Origin of the sequence: Acinetobacter sp. CWB-B33 (genome assembly GCF_039655955.1) — a bacterium.
Classification (GTDB): domain Bacteria; phylum Pseudomonadota; class Gammaproteobacteria; order Pseudomonadales; family Moraxellaceae; genus Acinetobacter; species Acinetobacter bouvetii.
Genome location: NZ_JAGFEU010000002.1, coordinates 398,460 through 421,794, shown reverse-complemented (window position 1 = coordinate 421,794; position 23,335 = coordinate 398,460). Strand labels below are relative to the sequence as shown.

The following is a 23,335-nucleotide window of genomic DNA, read 5'->3' as shown; positions in this document are numbered from 1 at the left end:
TATGTTCATAGAAACAATTTAAGTGTTTGCCTGATTTCTCTCAAGGTACAGTTTTTACGGACAGTTTTTTTAGGACAGTTTAAGTAATATTATGGACGCCAGCTCAGTACACCTTGTTGATCAAATTTTTCAGATTTTAAAACACCAAATAAAATCTCAACTGTATAAAAAAAATGAAAAAATTCCATCTATTCGAAAATTATGCATTCAGTATAATGTTTCTAAAAATACCGTCATTTCTGCTTTAGAGCGACTAATAGACGAAGGTCTAATCTATTCAAAGCCCGCATCCGGTTTTTTTGTCATGGAACAAAAAAACCTGCCCAGATTTAAGCAAGCCAATATTGAAATGCATGACATAGATGAGTTATGGCTAATGCGCCGGCAATTAGAAACATTCAATGGCGTCATTAATGTTGGAGATGGCTTCCCCGATTCGTCATGGTTTGACTTATTGCCCTTAAATAAACTTCTGCAAAAATCACTTCAAGAAAATAATACCAAGCTATTACGTTACGGGTCTAAATATGGTTATGAAGCGCTGAGAGAAACATTATCCTTACGCTTAAGCCAAATCAACATTAAAACTATTCCTGATAATATTTTACTGACTAATGGTGTAAATGATGCAATCGATCTGATTATTCGATATTTCGTTGAATCCGATACTATTGTCTTAGTCGACTCGCCTATTTATTATCCGCTGCTAAAAAAACTGCAGCTTACAAAATGTAAAATAATGGAGGTTCCGCGTTTGGTCGACGGGCCAGACTGTCAAATTCTTGCAGAATATTTAAAGACACTCAAACCTAAACTTTTCTTTACCCAAAGCATTTCACATAACCCGACCGGCACACATATCAGTCTAGATAAAATCAAGATCATTAACAGCTTGTGTAAAGAACATAACTGCTTAATTATTGAAAATGATATCTTTTCTGAATATACAGATATTAAGCACAGATTAAGCTCGTATAGTGATTTTTCACATCATCTTTATATTGGCGGATTCTCTAAGATTATCAGCCCATCCATTCGCGTTGGATTTATTGTTGGTGAATACCATTTAATGGATAAAATCGCTGATTTCAAAGCCATTTTACATGTTAATAGTTCAGAATATGCAGAACAATTTATTTGTACGATTTTACAAAGTAAAGTTTATGAACAGCATCTTCATTTTTTTAAAGAAAGCTTAAAATCAAACAGTCAACTTGCACTGAAGAATATTAAAAAATTAGGAGGCAAGGTTTTTTACGAAGCTCAAGATTCTTTATATTATTGGACTGCTTTTGAAAATCTAGATTTGTCTCATGACATGATGAAAAAGTCAGTTGAACATAAGCTTGTTCTCGCGCCTGGCTATATTTTTAGTTTGGATGGACAGAAATATAATCAATGGACTCGCCTCAATGTTAGCATTGCCTCCAAGCAAAATTTTTATGAAGAATTCGATTCCTTTTTAAACCTATAAAAATAATGCAGCTTCAAATGGCTTTGTTGCACAAACCTGCCGTTAAAGGCTTATTCAGCAATATAATTTTCAGATGAGCAAGCCTGTACCTGAAATCTATATGGCAGCTGTCTTTTTTTAAAATTGAATGGCCATACTGTATCACTCAAATCTTTTTCCAATTTTATCCATTTGCCTTAATGATGTGTGCTGAATTAACAGCACACATCAAAAAAAGCAGGCCGCTTTTAAGGGATAGATACCGCCTGTAAAATGGACATCGTTAAGCCATGGTATGAATGGTGTCCTTAAAGCGTTTCCATGACACATAAAAGAAGACCGATGCAATACCGATCAGCCACAACATGGACGGCCAAACGACATCAAAGCCTGCATTACGGTACAAAATAGCTTGAGCCAAAGACACAAAGTGTGTTGTTGGCGCAATCAGCATAATATTTTGAACAATTTCCGGCATGCTTTCCCGCGGTGTTAAGCCGCCAGAAAGCATTTGCATGGGAATCAGCACCAGCATCATCAGCAAGCCAAACTGCGGCATGGACTTGGATACGGTCGCCATATAAATGCCCATAGATGTGGTCGCAAATAAAGTCAGCAAAGCACCCAAAAAGAATAAAGATAAACTGCCGTCAATCGGCACATGTAAGACCCCTTGCACCACAACTTTAAGGCCGAGAAATGCTGCAATCAGCACTACCAGGCTCATTGACCAGACTTTGGACATCATAATTTCAAACACCGTCACGGGCATAACCATTAAGTGCTCAATCGTGCCATGTTCGCGCTCACGAATTAAGGCTGCACCCGTCAAAATAATCGACAGCATGGCAACGTTATTGATGATCTGCATGACACTGCCAAACCATTGCGAATCAAGCGTTGGGTTGAAGCGCGCACGCAGTTCCAGCTCTACAGGCAAAGCAGTAATGTGACGGTTTCGCAACACATATTCATTGACTTCTGACTGAATAATCTGCTGAACATAGCCTGCTCCAGACATGGCCTGAGTCATACGCGTTGCATCGACATTGAGCTGAATTTCAGCCGTGTCGCCTTTCAAGACATGTTCCTGGAAATTGACTGGGATGTTCAATGCAAACGTAAACTCCCCTGCATCCATGCCAGAATCCATGGTATTCAACTCAGCGGTTTGGCTGATGAAGTACGGCGGATAAAAGGCCGACGAAATGCGCTCGGATAATGTCGATTTATCTTCGTCTACAATCGCTATCGGCGCCATATTTAAAGTATCAGTCATCGCTGTAGCCGCGGTATAAACCGACACCGTAAAAGTATAGATAATCAATACCAGCATGATCGGATCACGCCACAGGCTCCATAGTTCCTTACAGCCCAGCTGATAAATATTCTGCAATTTATGTCTGATCATTTTATCGCTCCTGTTTTTTCAGCAAGGCGATGGCGGCTAACATGATGACAGGCACAGACAGCGCCATAATCCATAGGGATTTATTCAAATCATCAAAGCCCAAGCCTTTGTTGAATATGCCGCGGCTGATGTTGATCATGTGAGTAGCTGGGTAAATTTCACCAAACCATCGGCCAAATCCTTCCAGTGATGACACAGGGGTAATAATTCCGGCAAACTGCATCACAGGAATTAAGGTAGCAATCACTACCAAAAACAAAGAAGCAATCTGGCTTTTGGTCATGGTAGATGCCAGCAGCCCCATTCCTGTTGAAAAAATCACAAACAACAGTGACGCCAGTGTCAGCGTGAAGAAACTGCCTTTGATCGGAACATCAAACAGCGTGACAATCATCAAGCACATCAACAGATAATTCATCATTGCCAGTACGATATAAGGAATTTGCTTGCCAACCAGGAATTCCGTCCGCGTAACGGGCGTTACATATAAATTGACAATCGAGCCCAGTTCTTTTTCCCGTACGACAGATAGTGCTGTCAAGATTGCCGGAATCAGCAGCAGCAGCAGCGGAAAGACTGCAGGCGCCATGGCCGGCAAACTTTTAATATCGGGGTTATAGCGGTAACGGGTTTCGACGGTCACCAGACTTGAACGGTCATAACCGCTTTTTTCCAAAGTCTTTTGCATGAGCCAGTGGTTATGAATACCCTGTACATAACCTTGCACAGTTTCAGCACGTGATGGCATAGAACCATCAATCCAAGCCGCAATTTTGACATTTTCTCCCCGGGCCACATCCCGTGCAAAATTTGCCGGAATTTCAATGGCCAGCGAAATGTCACCGCTGCGCATGCGCTGATCAACTTCGTCATAGCTATGCAGCGGCGCTTTCTCAATAAAATAACGTGAGCCAGCAATACTCATGGTGTAGTTTGCACTGAGTCCAGACTGATCCCGATCAAGTACCGCAAAAGTCAGGTCTTCTACATCCATCGTAATACCAAAACCGATTACAAAAAGCAGAATCAGCGAACCCAGCAATGCTGTAGTAGCGCGGATCGGGTCTCGCGCAAGCTCCAAAGACTCACGCCACGCATAACTGAACATACGCTGCAAGCTGAAACTTTTGGGCTTTTCATCTATTTTTTCAGCTGGCTTATTTAAATTGAGTTCAGATGATGAAGCATCTTCCTGATCGGTTTTGGTTCCTGCACCGGCATCCAGCAAATAACCAATAAATGCTTCTTCTAGTGTTTCGGCATGGCGATTTTCAATCAGCTGAGCTGGTGCTGCGCTATCTAAAACCCGGCCAGCATGCATCATAGACATGCGGTCACAGCGCATGGCTTCATTCATGAAATGCGTGGAAATAAAGATCGTGACCCCATCATTCCGCGAGAGACTGATCAAATGGCGCCAGAAGTTATCCCGCGCAATCGGGTCAACACCGGAAGTCGGTTCATCCAGAATTAAAATTTCAGGATTGTGCACCAGCGCTACCGCCAAAGATAACCGCTGCCTTAAACCTAGCGGCAAGTCATCAGGCAATTGCTCCTGTACCTTAGTCAAATCAAAACGCTGCAGCATCAACTGTACGCGCTCATCTATTTTGTCAGCAGGCACATGAAATAATTTTGCATGTAAAATTAAGTTTTGCAGAATGGTCAGTTCGGTATACAAGGAAAATGACTGCGACATATAGCCGACACGCTGCCGTGTTGCGAGATCGCTGCCATCAACCGGCTGACCAAATAGCCATGCCTTGCCTTCCGATGCTTCTAGCAAGCCCGTCAGTACTTTCATTGTTGTCGATTTACCGCAGCCGTTCGAGCCTAAAAAGCCGAAAATTTCACCGCGCTTGATTTTGAAATTAACATGATCCACCGCAGTAAAATCACCAAATTTAACTGTCAAATCCTGTGCTTCAAGTGCATAGTGCTGCGAATCATACTCAGGCAATGGTGGAATCACCACAGACTCATAGCCCTTGGTTTTTTCCTCAGGCAGCAGCTTAATATAGGCTTCTTCCAAATTCTGACTTTCAGTTTTTGAGAGTAATTCCTGCGGAGTCCCGGTTTTTAAAATATTGCCGTCATCCATCATCGCCAGCCAATCAAAACCTTGGGCTTCATCCATATACGCAGTGGCCACAATCACGCTCATTCCTGGGCGGCCTTTGCGAATTCGGTTAATCAGTTCCCAAAACTGGGCTCGCGCTAAGGGATCTACCCCTGTCGTCGGCTCATCCAAAATCAGAAAATCTGGATCATGAATAAGTGAGCAGCACAGGCTCAATTTTTGCTTCATGCCGCCAGAAAGCTTGCCTGCAGGCCGATCCAAGAAACCATTTAAACCTGTACTTTTGGTCAACTCATCAATACGGCGGCGGCGCTCTTCGGCACTATGGCCAAATAGCCGCGCTACAAATTGTAAATTTTCTTCAACCGACAATGTCTTATACAGGTTTTTACCTAGGCCTTGCGGCATATAGGCAATATGCGGACAGACTTTTTTACGGTGTTTTTTACTGGCAATATCACCGCCTAAAACAGTGAGCTTACCTTCCTGTACAATTTTAGCACCAGACAGCAATGCCAACAGACTGGATTTACCTACCCCGTCTGGACCGATCAAGCCAATCATGCAGCCTGCCGGAAGCGATAAAGTAATATTCTTTAACGCTTCATTTTTTTCATATTTCAGGCTGACATTTTGAATCGCAGCAACAATCAGCCCTTGAACTGATTGTTGTGTCATGATTTAACCTTATTTTCTAAGAATGGCGGCCAAGCCGCTTTATCATCAATTTTAATGTAGGCGACGCCCGGAAGACCGGTCTTCACTTGTTTAATATTGTTTTGCAACAGTTCCGGATCAATTTTCGCTTTAACGCGGAACATCAGTTTTTGCCGTTCGCTTTCCGTTTCAACCGATTTAGGTGTAAACTGCGCTGTATCTGCAACAAAAGACACTTTGGCTGGAATAACTATATTTTTAGCAGCATCCAGCACAATACGCACTTCTGTACCCATTGCAATACGGCCAGCGACTGTTTCAGGCAAGAAGAAAGTCATATATACATCAGACAAATCAATTAAATTCAATACACGACCGCCCGCAGCGATCATTTCACCGGGTTGCGCCACTCGGAACTGGACCCGCGCTTTTAATGGCGCTTTCAACTGCGCATCATCAATATCAAATTTCAGACGTTCAATCGTTGCTTTCACCGCATCTACTTGTGAATGGGCGCTTGAAACCTGACTACGCGCAGCGACTATGGCGCCTTGTGCACTATTCACTTGCGCTTTGGCTGCACTTAACACAGCGGCAACACGTTTAGCATCGGCGCGTTCATCATCCAGTTGCTGTTTTGACGATGCACCTTCTTTGGCTAAAATTTCAGTACGGGCTAAACGGTTTTTAGCTGCGGTTAATTCTGTTTCACGCTGCGCCACCATCGCCTCAGCAGCTGCTTTTTCACTGATACGCATGGCCAGCTGCGCTTCGGCTGTTGCAATGGCATCTTCAGCCTGGCGTTGCTGAGCTTCGGCCTCACGGACTTGTGCTTCCAAAGTCGATACATTGATACGCGCCAAGACTTGTCCAGGCTCAACAAAGTCACCTTCCTTAACTAAAATCTCTTCAAGCTGACCTGACAATTTACTGGACACATTGATTTCCGTTGCTTCAATTCGGCCATTGCCGCTGACCAGCGCTTCGGTATCGGGCTTGCTAATCTTTTGCCAAACCAGATAAGCGACCAAAATTGCAACCACCACTGCCCCAACAATAGATAACTTTTTAATATTCATATGCTTAACCACCAAATATATTCAATAAAATTTAAAAGGAAGCTTGTTCAAGCGTAAAACTCCTTCTTCATCATTTTGTTCAGATTCTTTTAAAGCTGTATTGTTAAGACGGCGTTATGATGTTGCTGTCTCCCCCCAAAGCAAAGTATAGAGAGACGTAGGACTGCATTAAGGCGCTTTGTGTTTCAACCCATTGCTGCTCTGCAGACATTAGGCTGCGCTGTGCATCCAGTACATCAAGATAACCGACTGCACCATTGTCATAGCGCAATTGCGCCAGCCGAGCAGTTTCTCGAAATGCGTTCAAGCCTTGCTGCTGCACTTGCAATTGTTTGGTTAAATGCCGCTGTCCTGCCAAGGCATCAGCCACTTCACGAAAGGCATTTTGTACGGTTTTTTCATATTCAGAGACAGCAATGTCTTGACGTACTTCAGCTAAAGTCACGTTATTTTTCAAACGTCCAGCAGTAAAAATTGGAATGCTGATACTTGGCGAAAAAGTCCACAGTTCACTGCCTGAATTAAACAAACCATCAAGCTCAGTACTGGCAGTACCAAAACTGCCAGTTAATGCAATCCTCGGAAAAAATGCCGCGCGGGCTGCATGAATATTGGCATGTTTAGAATTGAGCATTGCCTCGGCAGAGCGAATATCTGGACGGTTCAGCATTAATTCCGAAGGCAGCCCTGTTTGCAGCACCCCAGTTTTAAAAGTCACTTGGTCTAAATCGGGTTTTGGAATTGCAACCGGCTGGCCAATTAGCTGCACCAAATAATTGGCTGTCATATCCTGACTTTTTTGCAACTGCGCCAATAAGGTCTGACCATTGGTTAACAAAGTTTGCGCCTGCATATATTCAACTTTCGATCCAGCACCCACTTCATAGCGGCGCTTGAATATACGCACAGATTTTTCATAGCTTTGCACTGAACGCTGCGCAAAATAAATCCTTTTTTCTAATTCCGACAGTGTCACATAGCTTTGTATCGCCTGCTGGATAATGCTGTTACGTACAGCCAGCTGATTATATTCAGTCGCAAAAAACTGCTGCAATGCAGCTTCATTTAAACTGCGGATACGCCCCCAAAGATCCAGTTCCCATTGGTTCATGCCAATACCGACAGAATACTGATCGGAAGTCACTGCACGACCGACATAAGACAAATCAGCCGGCACTCGACTGCGGTCATAGCCAGCACTGCCTGAAATGCCCGGCCAGGCTTCGGAACGCTGAATACCGTATGCGGCTTTCGCTTCCTGAACTCTCAGCGCTGCAATTTTTAAATCGCGATTATGGGTTAAAGCCAGATTCACCACTTGAATCAAAACTGGATCATTCACATAATCGGACCATATTAAAGCCTGATATTTAGTCCCTTTTTGCATGGGATACACTTCAGCCAATGCCACTTGCGGTTTTTGGTAGGTTGCAATATGTTGACATGCTGTCAACATGCCTGAAGAAAGCACAATAAATAATAGACGTGAATATTTTGCAGACATTCCAGTCACTCCCCCCAATATTTAACTGAGTAATATAAATGTGCATGTGTAAACATGGCTTTTAAATGAATTTTAACGAATTGATTCAACCGTAATTCAATATCAAAATCCGGATCGGCCATCCACTTATGCACTAACCCAATCATTGCAGCCATAATAAAATCTGCTAGCATTTCTATGTCTACATTTCTCGATAGTTGTTCTAAAACTAAAGCCTCTCTTAACCGCTTAATCAGCTCTTTTTCTCTTATTTTTTGTGACTCAATTAAACACTGACTCAATTCCTGATTAGATACCAAACCATAGAGTTTCAACCCAAAATATGCCCTATATTTATCTTTATTCTTATTAATATCATTTGCAGCATCTAAAAAAAGGCTATTTATAGCTTCAAGACCATATTTACCTTCGGTCGCTACTCTACACTTCTCACCCAACCACATTTCCAACGAATTTAATACACGAATTAACAATCCAGTTTCAGTTCCACAATGCTGCAAAACCAAACCCATGCTATAACCAGAATTTACACAAACAGCTTCTAATGTAACAGAACCAATACCACCATCAGATAATAAAATAATTGCCTGATCAACCATTTTATTATCTAACTCAATTGCTACATTCTGATTTTCTTCTCCTTTTAAGCTATTTTCCCACCTATCACCAAACTCATAAAAACAGATATTTTTCTGATTCATTTCCACCTCTATTTAAAAAATATATAAAAACACTGTTATTAAAAATATTTATTTTTATAATATACTTTTAAAAAAGTTTAACGTCAAAGCAATTCAAAAAACAATAATTAAGCATTATCTTTCAAAAACTTGCATACAATTCAACCAAAAAAATATCCAACTGATTTAATCTGGATTAATGAAACTAATCAAAAAAATAAGCTGTCTGAAAACAACTTTTCCGGGTACCAAAAAAAACCTAATAGCAACTTTAAGAAATTGACTTAAATAGAAACTTAGTTTTTAAAAATATTATCTATTAATCAATAGCCAATTAAAAAATTATTTTTTATAATCTAAATAGAAGCACAATATACCTTCAATAAATAATCAAAAAAACGCATTGACATTAACCAAAAAAAATAAATAAAAAACCTGCCAAATAAAATAAATTCAAATACATCAAGATGACAAAATTATCTAAATAACACTCCTAAACGAGGAAAAATTATTACGCTTTATGGAATTTAGCACACAGATTTACTGACCTATACACTTGAATAGCCACCGATTTTTTTTAGAAACATTTTAGTTAGATATAATGATCAATTAACCAAATATTTATGAGCGGCAGTAACTGAGCTCACAGCAGGCACCAAAGGGACACCCTGCCAAAGCGGGCGATATTGCCTACTATGCGCCTTGAGGCAAATGAAAAAATTGGTCAGGCTAACATCGCCAAAGTTTGGTTGAAATAAAAATGCGCTGCATCGAATTATTTGAAGATCAGCTCAGTGCTTGAAACTTTCCAAGCCGCGTCAATAAAATTTGTACACGTCTGGCAGTATTCAATATTTAAGGAATCAGGCCATTTTCTCACTCAAGCTGTAACTTAAATTTGAGACATAGGTGAAGCTTTAACTTTTAAATCTTTGTGCAGCAAAGCCAGTGAGATCTATATATTCGCCTTTTATGCAATCAACAACAGAACATTATTTTTTATATAAAACAATATCGATGCCAGAAAACTCATTCTTATATTTATCAAATAATTGTTCAAAATCCATAATCAATTCTTGATTACTGCAAGGCAATACCTCATTGCTATATGCATCACTCACACTGCACTTTAACTTTTGCTTTGACATTGTATAAACAGCCTTTTGACGAGCAAATTCAGTTTTTCGAACGACTCCTAATCTCCGCATCTCTGACAAGATTCTGTAAACACTCGCAAGACTGCAAGATTTGATCAAATTGAGTTGGATATATAATTGATCTACAGCCAATCCTTCTAAATTTTTATCCAAAATATCAACGATAAGCTGCTGTATTGATTGCTGTTGCTTTTCATTATTTAACAAAATGAAATATCCCAATTCCAGTAAAAGATTGATTGCCTTTTCAAACAAATAAAACCTATACATTTCAAAAATGATGCTTCAGATTACATTCGAATATTTCCACCCAATGCTGCAATCAATTGTGCTGTATTGTTCATTTGAGAAAGTTGCAATTGCAAAGTCGTTTGCTCAGCCTGCAATCTTAAATTTTGAGCAGTAACCACCTCTAAATAACTCACTAAGCCTGCGCTATAACGCCGAGTTGCTACTTGTTCATTCTCGGTTGCCAGCGCAAAGAGTTTTGCTTGTTCAGTTTGCTGCTGTTTAAAACTGGATGCCTGCAACAAAGCATCTTCGACATCTTTCCAGCCTGTTAATATCGACTGCTTATAGGCTGCTAATTTTTCATCATAATTGGCTTGAGCCTGAGCAATTTCCGCTTCTCGTTTACCGCCATCAAAAACAATGGCAGCCGCTTGTAAGCCTGTAGACCATAAGTATTGCGGCGATTGGAACAAATGCCCCAAAATTTGACTGTTTAAGCTGCTATTTAAACCAATCGTGACATCAGGCAGCCATGCGGTTTGCGCTAAACCCAATTCAGCATGCGTCATGGCCAATTCCCGCTCTGCGCGAATAACATCAGGACGCTGGATTAATAATCGGCTTGGAAGCTGAGCAGGGATCTGTGGAACGGTCAATGCCTGCTTCTGTTTAATCAATTGAAACTGAGCAACACTTTTACCTTGCAGCACCGCCAAAATATTTTCTTGTAAATTGCGATCTCGGGTGGTTTCAATCCGTTGGATTTGCACCTGCTTTAATTGCGTTTCTGCCTGTATGACATCGGCGCGAGCAATCATGCCTGCCTTGTATTGATTTTTTAAAATTTGAACCGAACGCAGATAACTTTTTTGGGTTTGCTGCAGTACATCGGACTGTGCATCTAGTACACGAATATTCCAATACGCATCTGTAGCCAACAATTGCTGATTTAATTTAACCGCGTCTAAATCAGCCTGACTGGCTTCTAGATTAGCCTGTTGCCCTTCAATAGCTTTTGCCACACGTCCCCAAACATCTGGCACCCAGCTGGCTTGCACCCCCAATCCAAATTGGCTACTTGCTACGGTATTTTTTGCGCCATTACGGTTTGCAGCACCATTTGCTGTGATATTGGGTACGCGATTAGCACGCTGTACTTCAAGCAAAGCCTGCGCTTGCTGATAACGCGCTTCGGCTTGCTTTAAGGTTAAATTTTCTTGATTCAATTGCTGCATCAATTGGCTTAAAACAGGATCGTGGTAAATATCCCACCATTGTTCAGCAGAAATTTGAATTGCCGAAGTTGCTGTCCAGTTTAAATCGGCATATTTGTACTGATCATCTGCTTGTACAATCGGAATTTTATATTCAGGTGGCTGCAGTACTACATTCGAACTGCACGCAGTTAAAATGAACATGCAGCTTAGGCTCATCACATTTTTATACTTTAAACTCTGCATCTTATTTCCTATTTACCTAAATCAATTGCATGCACATTTTTCGATCTTCTGAAAAATTCAGCGCATTTTTCTAAAACCAAATACAGCACAGGCGTGGTATATAACGTAAGTAATTGTCCAAGCGCCAAACCGCCGACAATCACCACACCCAAAGGCTGACGCAATTCAGCCCCTTCGCCCCAACTCAGTGCCAATGGAACAGCGCCTAATAGTGCTGCGGTATTGGTCATTAAGATGGGCCTAAAACGAAGTTCCGCTGCGGACACGACTGCTTGATAGGCTGATTTTCCTGCCCGCCTTTCCATCAAAGTAAAATCAATAAGCAGAATGGCATTTTTCACCACTACCCCAATGAGCAGGAACATTCCCAATAAGGCAATCAAGCTAAAATGAAAGCCAAATGTCCAGAGTATCAATAAAGCCCCTAAAGCGACTGCGGGTATGGTGGACAGAATGGTAAATGGATGCACCACGCTTTCATAAGTCACGCCCAATACGATATAAATAAGCAAGATCACCACTAAAACCAGTACAGGCGTACTTAAACCGCTTTGCAAACTTTGCGCTTCAGCTTCTTTATCGCTGGTCATAAAGATTTCGTTCGGCAGCATCACTTCAGGTAAAACTGAGCGAATCGCAGCATCGGCTTGTTCATTGGTATATTCTGGTTTGACCACATAGCCAATGCCCATCGCAGCATACTGGTTACGGCGGTAAACCCGGTCATTGGTGATGCCATAAGACCAGGTGGCAAAATTACTGAGTGGAACGGGCTCACCTTGCTGGTTCGGCACACGAATATCCGCCAAAGCCTCCGGCTGTTCGGTAAAGCGCTTATCAACTTCCATCACTACATGAAACTGCTGTGTTTGATCATAAATGGTTGAAATTTGCCGCTGTGAAAAAGAGTTATTTAGCACACTGGCAATGCTTTCTATATTTACCCCTAAGCGTTGAGCTGCTTCACGGTCAATATTCAAAGTCACATGCTGTGCGCCTTCATCGCCCATCGACTCAACTTCTGCAAGCTGAGGGAGCTTTTGCATTGCCAAAGCAACTTTAGGCACCCATTCACGCAACAGCGCTACATTGTCAGATTGCAAGAGCAACATGTAGTCTTGCCCACTGCCACCAAACGGATCATCAAGTTCAAGCTCCTGCTTGACTCTTGCTGAGAAAATTGCACCCGCCTGCCACGGCGCATTTTGTTTCAAACGCTCCACCACTTCATGGGCACTTTGACCATCGCGTTCGGCTTTCGGTTTTAAGCTGACCATCAGAAATGAATTGGTTGTCCCGCCTGAGCCACCTGAAGTTCCCACCACATTTTGCACAGCAGGATCTTTTAACAGGCTCTCGCTAAAGGCGGCAATTTTTGGCCGCATAATCTGAAATGAGAATCCATCATCACCGCGAATAAACGCATCCACTTGCCCTGTATCTTGCTCAGGCAATACCCGTTTAGGTAAAGTCTGGTAAATATAAGCAGAACCTGCAATTGCCCCAATCCATAACAAAATTGCCAGATAACTGTGTTTCAGCATCCATTTTAATGATGCTAAATAAGCCTGATTCAGCTTCTGCATCCAACGATGGCTATATTGATACAATGCCTGATGCTGATAACTGGCGAGTGGTTTTAGGCAACGTGCAGATAAACTGGGTGTTAATATCAGTGAGATCACCACGGATAAAATAACAATAAAAACTAACGTTAAAGAGAATTCTCTAAATAGTCGTTCTATCACCCCGCCCATAAACAGGATAGAAATGAAGATCACCACCAAAGCCAAATTCATGGCAATCAAGGTTGTCCCCACTTCCTGAATGCCTTTTAATGCTGCCTGAACAGGTTGCTCACCTTGCTCAATATGCCGTTCAATATTTTCAAGCACCACGATGGCATCATCAACCACCAGTCCAATAGCAACAATTACCGCCATAATGGACAAATTATTGAGTGAAAATCCTGCCAAATACACCAGACTGCTTGCACCAATCAATACGACAATCAACGCAACTGCAGGCACTACTGCACTTTGTACCCGCCCAAGCATGAGTGCCACAACAATCACCACTAATAGGATTGAAAGCAATAAGGTATCTCGCGCTTCATCCAAGCCTGCTCGAATGATTTTTGAACCATCCATCACGGTTGTAAGCCGAGCATCCTCAGGAATCATCAGTTGTAATTCAGACAGCCTTTCCTTGATTTTTTCAATGGTTGCAACCGTATTGGCATTCGGTTGCCGACTGATTTTAATAATGACCGCAGGTTGACCATTATGAAAACCACTGACATAACGGTTTTCTACCGAATCTTGAACTTCTGCAACATCTTTTAACCGTACAATCGTTTGCGCATTTTTATAGACAGGGAGATTGGCAAAATCTTCAGCAGTTTTTAAATTGCTTGAAAGCGCCACTTGCCAGCGTAATTGATCATTTTCAACCACACCGAGTGCTTGAGTGCGGTTGCTTTTTACAATCGCTTCTCGTACTTGCTCTAAAGTTACACCCTGTGAAATCAATGCATTCGGATTTAAGGTCATCCGCACCGCTGGCATGGAAGCGCCATCAATCGAGACTTCACCGACGCCACTGACCTGTGCCAAATTGGGCTGCAGCAAGTCACTGGCAATTTCATACAATTTACCCGCAGATAAATGCTGTGAACTCAATGCCAAGTAAAAAATAGGGCTTTGGCTTGGATTGACTTTGAAATATTCAGGAGGGCTTGGCATGCCTGAAGGCAACTGCGACATGGCAACATTGATTGCTGCCTGTACTTCTCTGGCTGCTTCATTAATGTTTGTTGCCAAGTCGAAATTCAAAACCACTTGTGCTGAACTTTGACTGCTTGACGAATTAATGGCTTTGACCCCAGAAACGCCCATCATGGCGCGTTCCAGCGGTGTTGCCACAGTAGCAGACATACTTTCAGGGCTTGCACCCGGTAAACTTGCCCGTACCACAATGGTGGGAATATCTGCTTGGGGTAAGGCTGCAACAGGTAAACGTAAATAGGCCAAAATGCCCAATAAAACAATGGCAATGGCAATTAGGACACTTGCCACGGGTCGATGAATAAAGACTGAGAGTAATTTCAAGACTCTCTCCCTGCATCATCTGTAACAGCTGTATCAACAACAAACTGATTTGAGTCTGACTGACTGAAAGATTGCTGTAAGCGATCAAAAAACAGATAAACCACAGGCGTCGTAAATAATGTCAGAATTTGGCTTAACAACAATCCACCGACCATCACAATCCCAAGGGGTTGTCTCAGCTCTGCCCCTGCACCCGATGCCAACATCAAAGGAATCGCACCCACCAATGCAGCTAAAGTGGTCATTAAAATAGGACGGAAACGCATGAGTGCCGCTTGATAAATGGCCTGTTGCGGCGACAAACCTTCATTACGCTGAGCAGCCAATGCGAAGTCCACCATCATGATGCCGTTTTTCTTCACCAAACCAATCAGCAAGATAATGCCAATCAACGCGATCATATCTAAAGGGCGATTGACCATAAACAAGGCAAGCAAAGCGCCAATGGCCGCAGAAGGTAATGTAGAAAGAATGGTAATCGGATGAATAAAGCTTTCGTACAAGATTCCCAACACGATATACATGGTGACAATCGCTGCAATCACTAACCAGAATGTATGTTGTTTTGAATTTTCATAGGCTGCCGCAGCACCCTGTAGTTTCACTTTGACATCAATCGGCAAATTGAGTTGCTGTTCCACTTGATGGATCACCTTAATTGCATCACCCAATGCTACGCCCTGTGCCAAATTAAATGACACGCCATTGGCGGGGAATTGTGACTGTTGCTGCAAGAGGATCGGGACACGCTTTTGTACAATGGTTGCCACGGAACTGAGTAGAATCGGTTCGCCGTTGCTGTTATGAATATAGGTTTGGGCCAGAGCATCAAAACCTTGTGTTGAATCTGGAGCAAGTTCTAACACGATGCGGTATTGATTCGACTGTGTGTATAAAGTGGCAATTTGCCGCTGAGCAAACAAGTTTTGCAGCGCTAAACTAATATCTTCAATACTTAAATCTAAACGTGCCGCTGCATCACGATTGACATCAATAAATGCCTGCAAGCCCAATCCGCCGCCATCACTGGTGACATCGGAAAATTCAGCTTGTTTGCGTAAAACATCTACCAAAACAGGTGTCCATTGCTCTAAATCTGCACTTCGCGTTGCTGTAAGGCTCAGTTGATATTGCGTTCGGCTGATTTTGTCTTCAATACTCAACTCTTGCACAGGCTGCATCCAGCCTTGAATGCCTTTGACCTGATCAAATTCTCCCCGTAAACGAGTCATCACTTGCGATGCACTATCACGTTCAACATACGGTTTAAGGTTAATAAGAATTCGGCCATTGCTGAGTTTTGGATTATTGGCATCAATGCCAATAAATGAAGACAAACTCTCAACCGCTGGATCTTTTAAAATTTGTTGTGCCAAAGCTTGTTGACGCTCACTCATGGCCTGAAACGAAATATCATCAGGTGCTTCGGTCACTACCTGAATCACACCACTGTCTTGTACGGGGAAAAAGCCTTTAGGAATCATCCAATACATGACACCAGCCAACATGACCGTACTCAGCATCACCGCCAAAGTGAAAGTTTGATGCTTAAATACCCACTGCAAACCTTTACCATACTGCTGAATCACCCAATCCAAACTCCAGCGACTACGTGATGGCGCATGCTCAGTATTTTTAAGCAGATATGCACACATCATTGGGGTTAGGGTGAGTGAAACGACGAGAGATAATGCAATAGCAGCTGCTAATGTCACTGCAAATTCATGGAATAAACGTCCCACGACATCCCCCATAAACAACAAAGGAATGAGTACGGCAATTAACGATACGGTAAGTGAAATCAGGGTAAAACCAATTTCCCGTGAACCTTTTAATGCTGCTTGTAATAAGCTTTCACCTGACTCTCGATGTCGGGCAATATTTTCCAACATGACAATGGCATCATCGACCACAAAACCTGTGGCAATGGTCAGTGCCATTAGCGTTAAGTTATTAACCGAAAAGCCTAAAAAGTACATCAAAACAAATGTACCGATAATCGACAGTGGTACAGCTATACTTGGAATAATCGTGGCAGAGAGATTTCTTAAAAATAAGAACGTCACCATCACCACCAGACACACGGCAAAAACCAATTCTTTTTGCACATCATGAATCGAACTGCGGATACTTTCAGTTCGATCGGTCAAAATGCGAATTTTGACATTGTCAGGGAGATTCTGCTGCAGCTCAGGTAAAACCTGTTTAATTTGATCAGCCACCTGAATGACATTGGCATTCGGTTGGCGCTGCACATTGACCAAAATCGCAGACTGGCTGTCTGCCCATGCCGCCATATAGCGGTCTTCACTGCCCTCAATAACGGTGGCAACATCTTTGAGGCGAATGGGCGCGCCATTATTCCAGCGGAGAATTAAAGCTTCATAATCTGCAATTGAACGAATTTGATCATTGGCATCCAGCATGGTGGTCCGAAATGGCCCGTCAAAACTGCCTTTGGGTTGATTGGCATTGGCAGAATTAATCGCAGACCGCACATCTTCCGCACTCATTTTATAACTTGCCAGCGCAGCCGGATTCATTTGCACGCGGATTGCTGGCCGCTGACCGCCTGCAAGACTCACCATACCGACACCTGTCAGCTGCGACAGTTTTTGCGCAACGCGAGTATCCACCATGTCGTACACAGTGGTTAAAGGTAATGTTTCTGAGCTAACCGCTAATGTAATGACGGGTACATCGGCAGGATTGACTTTGCGGTAAATCGGCGGTGTGGGTAAATCATTGGGTAATTTACTGCTTGCAGTGCTTAATGAAGACTGAACTTCTTGCTCCACCACGCCCAGTTCAGCACTGAGATCAAACTGCAAGCTAATCACCGATGCCCCCACCGAACTGTTGGATGACATTTGCTTTAAGCCGGCAATTTTCCCCATTTCACGTTCAAGTGGTGCGGTAATCGTTCGCTGTACCGTATCTGGATTTGCCCCTGGCTGAAAGGTATACACCTGAATAATCGGATAATCGACTTGCGGCAAAGCAGAGACTGGAAGCATTCGCCAGACCAGCAGACCACTAAATAGCAATGCTAACATCAGCAGTATTGTTGCAACTGGACGTAAAATAAAGAACCGTGAAATATTCATGATTTATCCAGCAGCAGATTCCGTTACAGGGGGATGCGGTTGATCATCAGCAATAATTTGAACTTCTTTGCCATCTGAAAGACGGTCAATCCCCTCAAGCACCACTTTTTCAGTGCCGTTTAAGCCTGCTAAAACTTCAATCTGACCATTGCTGCTTAAACCTAATCTTAGGCTTCTGATCTCAGCTTTATGGTCTTTATTGATGACGTAAACATAAGTGCCTTTTGCGCCATGCTGAACCGCATCGCTAGGAATACTCACTGCATTTTGAATGGTTTGCGCACTTAAACGGACATTGACAAATTGATTTGGAAATAAGCTGTCATCACGATTATCAAACACCGCTTTTAACTTTAAAGTGCCTGTACTGATATCAATTTGATTGTCCAAAGCCTGCACATGACCGACTGCGAGCTGTTGCTGTTCAGCTTTATCCCATGCACCGACTTTGACCTGTTGACCTGATTTTAAGGCTTCACGTAATCCTGTGAGATGATTTTCTGCCACTGCAAACTGTACATAGACCGGATGAACTTGCGTGATGGTCACCAAAGCTGTGCTTTCATTGGCCTGAATCAAGTTGCCTGCATCTTTTTGCTTAAAGCCGACACGGCCATCAATAGGTGAATAAATTTTGGTATAGGACAATTGCAGTTTTGCAGCATCGACTTGCGCACGATTGGATTGTATTTGCCCTTTCAGCTGATTCACCAAAGCCTGCTGCTGTTCAACTTGCTGTTTGGCAATAGAGTCTTGTTTAAACAGCAATTGATAGCGTGCTAGCTCAGTTTCCGCATTGTTTAATTGCGCAAGATTTTGCTGTCTAGTTCCTTCAGCTTGCGCCAAAGCCACTGCAAATGGAGCAGGGTCTATCTGAGCCAATAGCTGCCCTTTTTTGACCCATTGCCCTTCTTTGAAATAAACCTGTTGCAGCACGCCAGAAACCTGACTTTGCACATTTACCGTATGCACTGGAACAACCGTACCAATGGCTTTAATTTCAACATCTAAATTGCTGCGCTGTACAGGCACTACACGTACAGGTACAGGCTTACTCCACTGGCTATATTCTTCTTGCGGTTGATTTGCAGTCTTTTTCCAATATATTCCCCCAATGATCAGCAAAATGAATACAAAAAATCCAATGATATATTTCAGTTTTCGACCCAATGAATTGCGTTTTTTCGCTACATCTATATTTTGATTACTCATAAAACTCACTCATTTACAGTCGAAAAAATTGCAATCCAATCACAATAAAAAAAGCCATGCTTGATAAATTCAAATTCAACTTTGCTTGATAAGATTGAATAAACACGATTGCTCCAGCAATCAGTGTGATGACGCCAAACCATGCGGTTATCCCGATCGAAACACCCCACGCTAAAATGCTGTGAAATAATGAAAGTGCTAAAAACATCCATCCAAAGACCTTAAGTATTTGGATTTTTTTTAAAGATAACGGCGCTTTCAAAACCAGTTTTGCATTGCGCTCCATAGACAGATTTAATGCAAATAAACCGATATAGCTCAAAAATATTGCGGTTAAAATATTGATGGATAAAATGCTCATGACAACTCCTCCGAACCTTGTGGTTCAGTAGAGTTTTCTGCCTTGGACGCAGGCTGCTTTTTAACTTTTTTGACAGGGAGCTTTAAAATAGAATCCCGCTTAAGCCATACTTTGTAAGATGCCCATGTGAGCATTAAACCGATACCAATAAAGCCAATATCAATACTGGCTAATGCAAAGTCTTGGTGTGAAAGTGATACGCCTAAGTGGCGATCTGTCGTAACAAAGTTGAGGATAGGCAACAATAAATAAGCCAAAGCAGCAAAAGCCAATATCTCAATCCAAGCACGGACAATCGGCCGACTTAATGCATAAAGGAAGCTGAATAATAAGGTGATATATAAACAATGCACTTCCCAATTGGCACGGTTAGCGAAATCGGCAGGAATCAAACGGTTTGCCCAAAAATACACGGCTATCGCAAGGGGTAAACCAGCAATCATGGCTATATTTAGGCGCTCAACCAAGGCATGACCAAAACTCATTCGCTTTGACTTTAATTGTTTTGGCCGGCGTTTAACGGTCCACAGCACCAAGCCAGTTGCAATCATGGCTGTGCCTAAAAGCCCTGTCAGCACATATAAGATACGCGCAAATGGCGATGCAAATAAGCCCTCATGCAGCCCTAATACAGTTGTACCAAAGACCATCGGCGCCTTATCTTCATTGGACTTTTCCTGAACAATCTTTTGACCTGTATATAAATCAAAACTTAAAGATGTGCGTTTTCTTGCAATCGTATCGCTGCCAGTTTGGTAAAATTCAATTTTTGCAGGAGTTTTACCTTGATCAGGATAAAAATTTACCTGACTGATTTTTTGTGATCCGCCCCATTCACTTTGAACTTTTGCAAGTAAAGGCTGAATAGGAACGAATTTCTGCTGGATTTCACCCATGGCTGGCGGAACAGCAGAATCATCCTTATTAAAACGAGAGTTTGTTGGGTACAGTTCCGCATAATAGCGTTCTGTATTTTTCTCTCCTGAGCCATAAACCATTGGAACACCCAAAGGCATATAAGCATTGGCAAAGAAAATTAAACCGCTATACGTGATCATGATATAAAACGGCAAAGCAATCACACTAATCACATTGTGTGCATCTAACCAGGACCGCTGGCCTTTGGCGGGTCTAAACGTAAAGAAATCTTTAAATATTTTTTTATGGGTGATGATGCCTGAAATGATGGCAACAAACATGAACATGGTGCAAATGCCCACGATCCGCATGCCCCAATCATAAGGAATATAATGCAGCGCATAATGCATACGATAAAGCGTAAAACCGCCACCCGTTTCACGAGGCTGAATTTGCTCAGAAACAGGTTGCCCTGATGAAACATCAAGCACTTCTTTATTATATTTACCCCGTTTCCCTTCTTCTTTGGGTGGCAAAGTCCAATTGACAGCGAAGTCATCTGCACCGCGCTGATTGGTGAGCAGATTCACTCCCCAGCGTTCGGCTTTTTGCGCGTCAGGATTATTTTTTAAATAATGATAGGCTTTATCCAGCTGCTCATTTTCAGGCACAATAATATTGGACTGCAATGCTTTTTCAGGCTGCATCCATCGTGTCAGTTCAATTTGAACATAACCTGCTGTACCTGTTAAAAAGACAAAAAATAAGATCCAGCCAACGACCAAACCTGTCCATGTATGCAGCCAAGCCATGCTTTGGCGGAAGCCCTCTTTCATGTGCTTCCCCAAATTTTTAGTGCGCTGACGATACACCCAAGGCTAAGCAACAGGCCGATGGATAAGCAGACCGTTTTTAAAGTGCTTTTTATACTGAATACAGTCAAGATGAACACTAACCAAACAATGAAGCTAATCAAAAAACCGGTATATGTAGCGATTGCAAGCTGATTTGGAAAGAGCAACCCAACCATAGCAACCGTTAAATTTGCCGCAACAAAACCGCCTAATGAAGCAAGCAGAATACGTATAAACACAATAAATCGATGATGATTTTGAGTGTTGAACTGAAAAGAAAGGGATTTCATGACTAGACCACTAACATTGCAAGCGTAATACAGTGATTACGCATCGTTATCTACTTAGACGGATGAGATGAATAAACAGCTCAAAAAAGATGTTACTTTGTGTAAATAATAATATTGCATTTAATAATGATTATCATTAAGATTCAATAAATATTTTTATTGAAATCTATTTTCTTTCTTGAATTTGGATTTGATTGATTCTGTTTTAAGGCTATTTGATGAATTTAAATGTACATAAGCAGTTATGGTTCAGCCATGTTTATCAAACACACCAAACAATGTTACTCTCCTGGTTTAAGCACAAACTTCAGCATCATCATCAATCTGAAGACTTAAGTCAGGAAGTCTTTTATCGCGCCCTGAAAAGCCATTATCAACATGAAAATATTAAAGAACCCAAAGCATGGCTACTTGGCATTGCCAAACATGTCATTATTGACCATTGGCGTCATCAACAAGTGGAACGCTTATATTTAGAGGCACTGGCCCAATTACCTGCTGAGTTTTATCCATCTGTTGAACATGAAATCTGCATTCGTGAAACATTATTTCAAGTCCATAAAGTCTTGGAAAAATTACCTGCGCGTGCAGCACAAGTTTTTTTATTATCTCAACTCGATGGCTTAACCTATAAAGGCATTTGTGCGCAGCTGAATATTTCTGAAGCCACCGTAAAACGGGACATGAAACTCGCTTTTCTCGCCTGTATCAGCCTTCAACAACAGTAATTTATCATTCACATATGACAACTCCAGAAAAACTGTCCAAACACGTTTTAGATGAAGCAACTGATTGGCTGGTGATTTTGCACTCTGGAGAAGTTAGTGATGAACAGTATCAGCAATTTGAACAATGGAAAAATCAAAAATCGGAAAATACACTGGCCATTGAGCAGGTCCAAAAAATCATCTCCGGACTCAATGAACTGCCGGCAAATTTAGGCCATCAATCTTTTACCCGTTCAAAGAATGAATTTCATCAGACATTAAAAAATAATACTTTATTGAGCTTAATTGGCCTGTTCATGCTCACCTTTTTTTTATATCAATTGCCTTGGTCAAAATGGCAAGCTGACTATCACACCGATATTGGTGAAATTAAGAATATTCCTTTGGAAGACGGCTCTCAACTTATCCTTGCCAGCAATAGCTATATCAATGTCGAATACACAAAGCAATCACGGAAAATTAAACTTATTACCGGTGAAATTTATATAAAAACTGCTAAAGACCCGTATAAACGCCCTTTCTTTGTGAGTACTTCAAATGGTGACTTGGAAGCCTTAGGCACCCAATTTACTGTACGGCAAGAAAAGAAAAAAACTAAATTAAATGTTTATGAACATGCTGTAGCCATTCATTCCGCTGGGCCTGCAAAAGAAAAAATAATCAAGCAAGGATTTCGTGCTGTTTTTAATGCTCAACAGATATCTAACGCGATCCCTTTAAAAAATGACCAGCCATACTGGACGCAACATTTATTAGTCGTTGAAAACTGGCCTCTCAAAAAGGTTTTACACGAATTATACCGTTACCAGCAAGGCACCTATTTTATAGACCCCAGTATTGAAAATATTCAAATTTCAGGCGTGTTTTCTTTGGTGCACATTGATCAAAGCCTTGAGGCTATCGCGCATGCAAACAGCCTTAATTTAGAGTTCTATAGCCCATATATACTTCATATTAAAAAGTCATAATTCGAGTTTTTAATTGCTCTTCAGCGAATGGTGATGCCCCCCTGTAATCAATAATATTCTGCAGATATTCAAACGGTCCAAAATAACTTGCACTAAAAATATGAGCTCTTTTTCTTTTTTATTCGACTTATAGGT

Annotated in this window: 16 protein-coding genes; 3 read left to right on the top strand and 13 right to left on the bottom strand. The window is 41.8% G+C overall.

Features of this window, described 5'->3' with window-relative positions; translation table 11 throughout:
* Nucleotides 1-91 precede the first annotated feature (91 nt).
* Nucleotides 92-1,474, top strand: a complete 1,383-nt coding sequence (locus JZ784_RS08205) for a PLP-dependent aminotransferase family protein (protein WP_346314501.1) — start codon at nucleotides 92-94, stop codon at nucleotides 1,472-1,474.
* A gap of 262 nt (nucleotides 1,475-1,736) precedes the next feature.
* On the opposite strand, the gene JZ784_RS08200 is transcribed toward JZ784_RS08205, so the two are convergent.
* From JZ784_RS08200 to JZ784_RS08140, 13 genes are all read right to left on the bottom strand, one after another.
* A complete protein-coding gene (locus tag JZ784_RS08200) occupies nucleotides 1,737-2,864 on the bottom strand; it encodes an ABC transporter permease (RefSeq protein WP_346314500.1) in 1,128 nt (375 codons plus the stop codon).
* A 1-nt stretch (nucleotide 2,865) separates the two neighbouring features.
* The gene (rbbA, locus tag JZ784_RS08195) at nucleotides 2,866-5,625 is read right to left on the bottom strand and encodes a ribosome-associated ATPase/putative transporter RbbA (protein WP_346314684.1); all 2,760 of its coding nucleotides are present in this window, start codon (nucleotides 5,623-5,625) and stop codon (nucleotides 2,866-2,868) included.
* Nucleotides 5,619-6,680: an HlyD family efflux transporter periplasmic adaptor subunit gene (locus JZ784_RS08190; RefSeq protein WP_346314499.1), complete on the bottom strand. Its 1,062-nt coding sequence runs from the start codon at nucleotides 6,678-6,680 to the stop codon at nucleotides 5,619-5,621. The genes rbbA and JZ784_RS08190 overlap by 7 nt, the downstream gene beginning before the upstream one ends.
* 103 nt (nucleotides 6,681-6,783) lie before the next feature.
* Nucleotides 6,784-8,184 (bottom strand): efflux transporter outer membrane subunit, encoded by a 1,401-nt coding sequence (locus JZ784_RS08185; RefSeq protein ID WP_346314498.1) that lies wholly within the window; start codon nucleotides 8,182-8,184, stop codon nucleotides 6,784-6,786.
* Nucleotides 8,185-8,189: 5 nt separating this feature from the next.
* Nucleotides 8,190-8,885 carry a TetR/AcrR family transcriptional regulator gene (locus JZ784_RS08180; RefSeq protein ID WP_346314497.1) on the bottom strand — a complete coding sequence of 232 codons (696 nt, stop codon included), beginning with the start codon at nucleotides 8,883-8,885 and terminating at the stop codon, nucleotides 8,190-8,192.
* A gap of 971 nt (nucleotides 8,886-9,856) precedes the next feature.
* Nucleotides 9,857-10,228 (bottom strand): transcriptional repressor, encoded by a 372-nt coding sequence (locus JZ784_RS08175; RefSeq protein WP_346314496.1) that lies wholly within the window; start codon nucleotides 10,226-10,228, stop codon nucleotides 9,857-9,859.
* An 83-nt stretch (nucleotides 10,229-10,311) separates the two neighbouring features.
* Nucleotides 10,312-11,712, bottom strand: coding sequence for an efflux transporter outer membrane subunit (locus JZ784_RS08170; RefSeq protein WP_346314495.1), 1,401 nt, complete (start codon nucleotides 11,710-11,712; stop codon nucleotides 10,312-10,314).
* A gap of 8 nt (nucleotides 11,713-11,720) precedes the next feature.
* Nucleotides 11,721-14,822: an efflux RND transporter permease subunit gene (locus tag JZ784_RS08165; protein ID WP_346314494.1), complete on the bottom strand. Its 3,102-nt coding sequence runs from the start codon at nucleotides 14,820-14,822 to the stop codon at nucleotides 11,721-11,723.
* Nucleotides 14,819-17,929 (bottom strand): multidrug efflux RND transporter permease subunit, encoded by a 3,111-nt coding sequence (locus JZ784_RS08160; protein WP_346314493.1) that lies wholly within the window; start codon nucleotides 17,927-17,929, stop codon nucleotides 14,819-14,821. Before JZ784_RS08160 ends, JZ784_RS08165 begins: the two co-directional genes overlap by 4 nt.
* Nucleotides 17,930-17,932: 3 nt before the next feature.
* Nucleotides 17,933-19,141, bottom strand: coding sequence for an efflux RND transporter periplasmic adaptor subunit (locus JZ784_RS08155; protein WP_346314492.1), 1,209 nt, complete (start codon nucleotides 19,139-19,141; stop codon nucleotides 17,933-17,935).
* A 13-nt stretch (nucleotides 19,142-19,154) separates the two neighbouring features.
* Nucleotides 19,155-19,502 (bottom strand): DUF3325 domain-containing protein, encoded by a 348-nt coding sequence (locus tag JZ784_RS08150; RefSeq protein WP_346314491.1) that lies wholly within the window; start codon nucleotides 19,500-19,502, stop codon nucleotides 19,155-19,157.
* Nucleotides 19,499-21,196 (bottom strand): PepSY-associated TM helix domain-containing protein, encoded by a 1,698-nt coding sequence (locus JZ784_RS08145; RefSeq protein WP_346314490.1) that lies wholly within the window; start codon nucleotides 21,194-21,196, stop codon nucleotides 19,499-19,501. The genes JZ784_RS08150 and JZ784_RS08145 overlap by 4 nt, the downstream gene beginning before the upstream one ends.
* A complete protein-coding gene (locus JZ784_RS08140; protein WP_346314489.1) occupies nucleotides 21,193-21,504 on the bottom strand; it encodes a hypothetical protein in 312 nt (103 codons plus the stop codon). Before JZ784_RS08140 ends, JZ784_RS08145 begins: the two co-directional genes overlap by 4 nt.
* 218 nt (nucleotides 21,505-21,722) lie before the next feature.
* Between JZ784_RS08140 and JZ784_RS08135 the strand changes: the two genes are divergently transcribed.
* Nucleotides 21,723-22,232, top strand: coding sequence for a sigma-70 family RNA polymerase sigma factor (locus JZ784_RS08135; protein ID WP_346314488.1), 510 nt, complete (start codon nucleotides 21,723-21,725; stop codon nucleotides 22,230-22,232).
* A 14-nt stretch (nucleotides 22,233-22,246) separates the two neighbouring features.
* A complete protein-coding gene (locus JZ784_RS08130) occupies nucleotides 22,247-23,200 on the top strand; it encodes a FecR domain-containing protein (protein WP_346314487.1) in 954 nt (317 codons plus the stop codon).
* The last annotated feature ends 135 nt before the right edge of the window (nucleotides 23,201-23,335 follow it).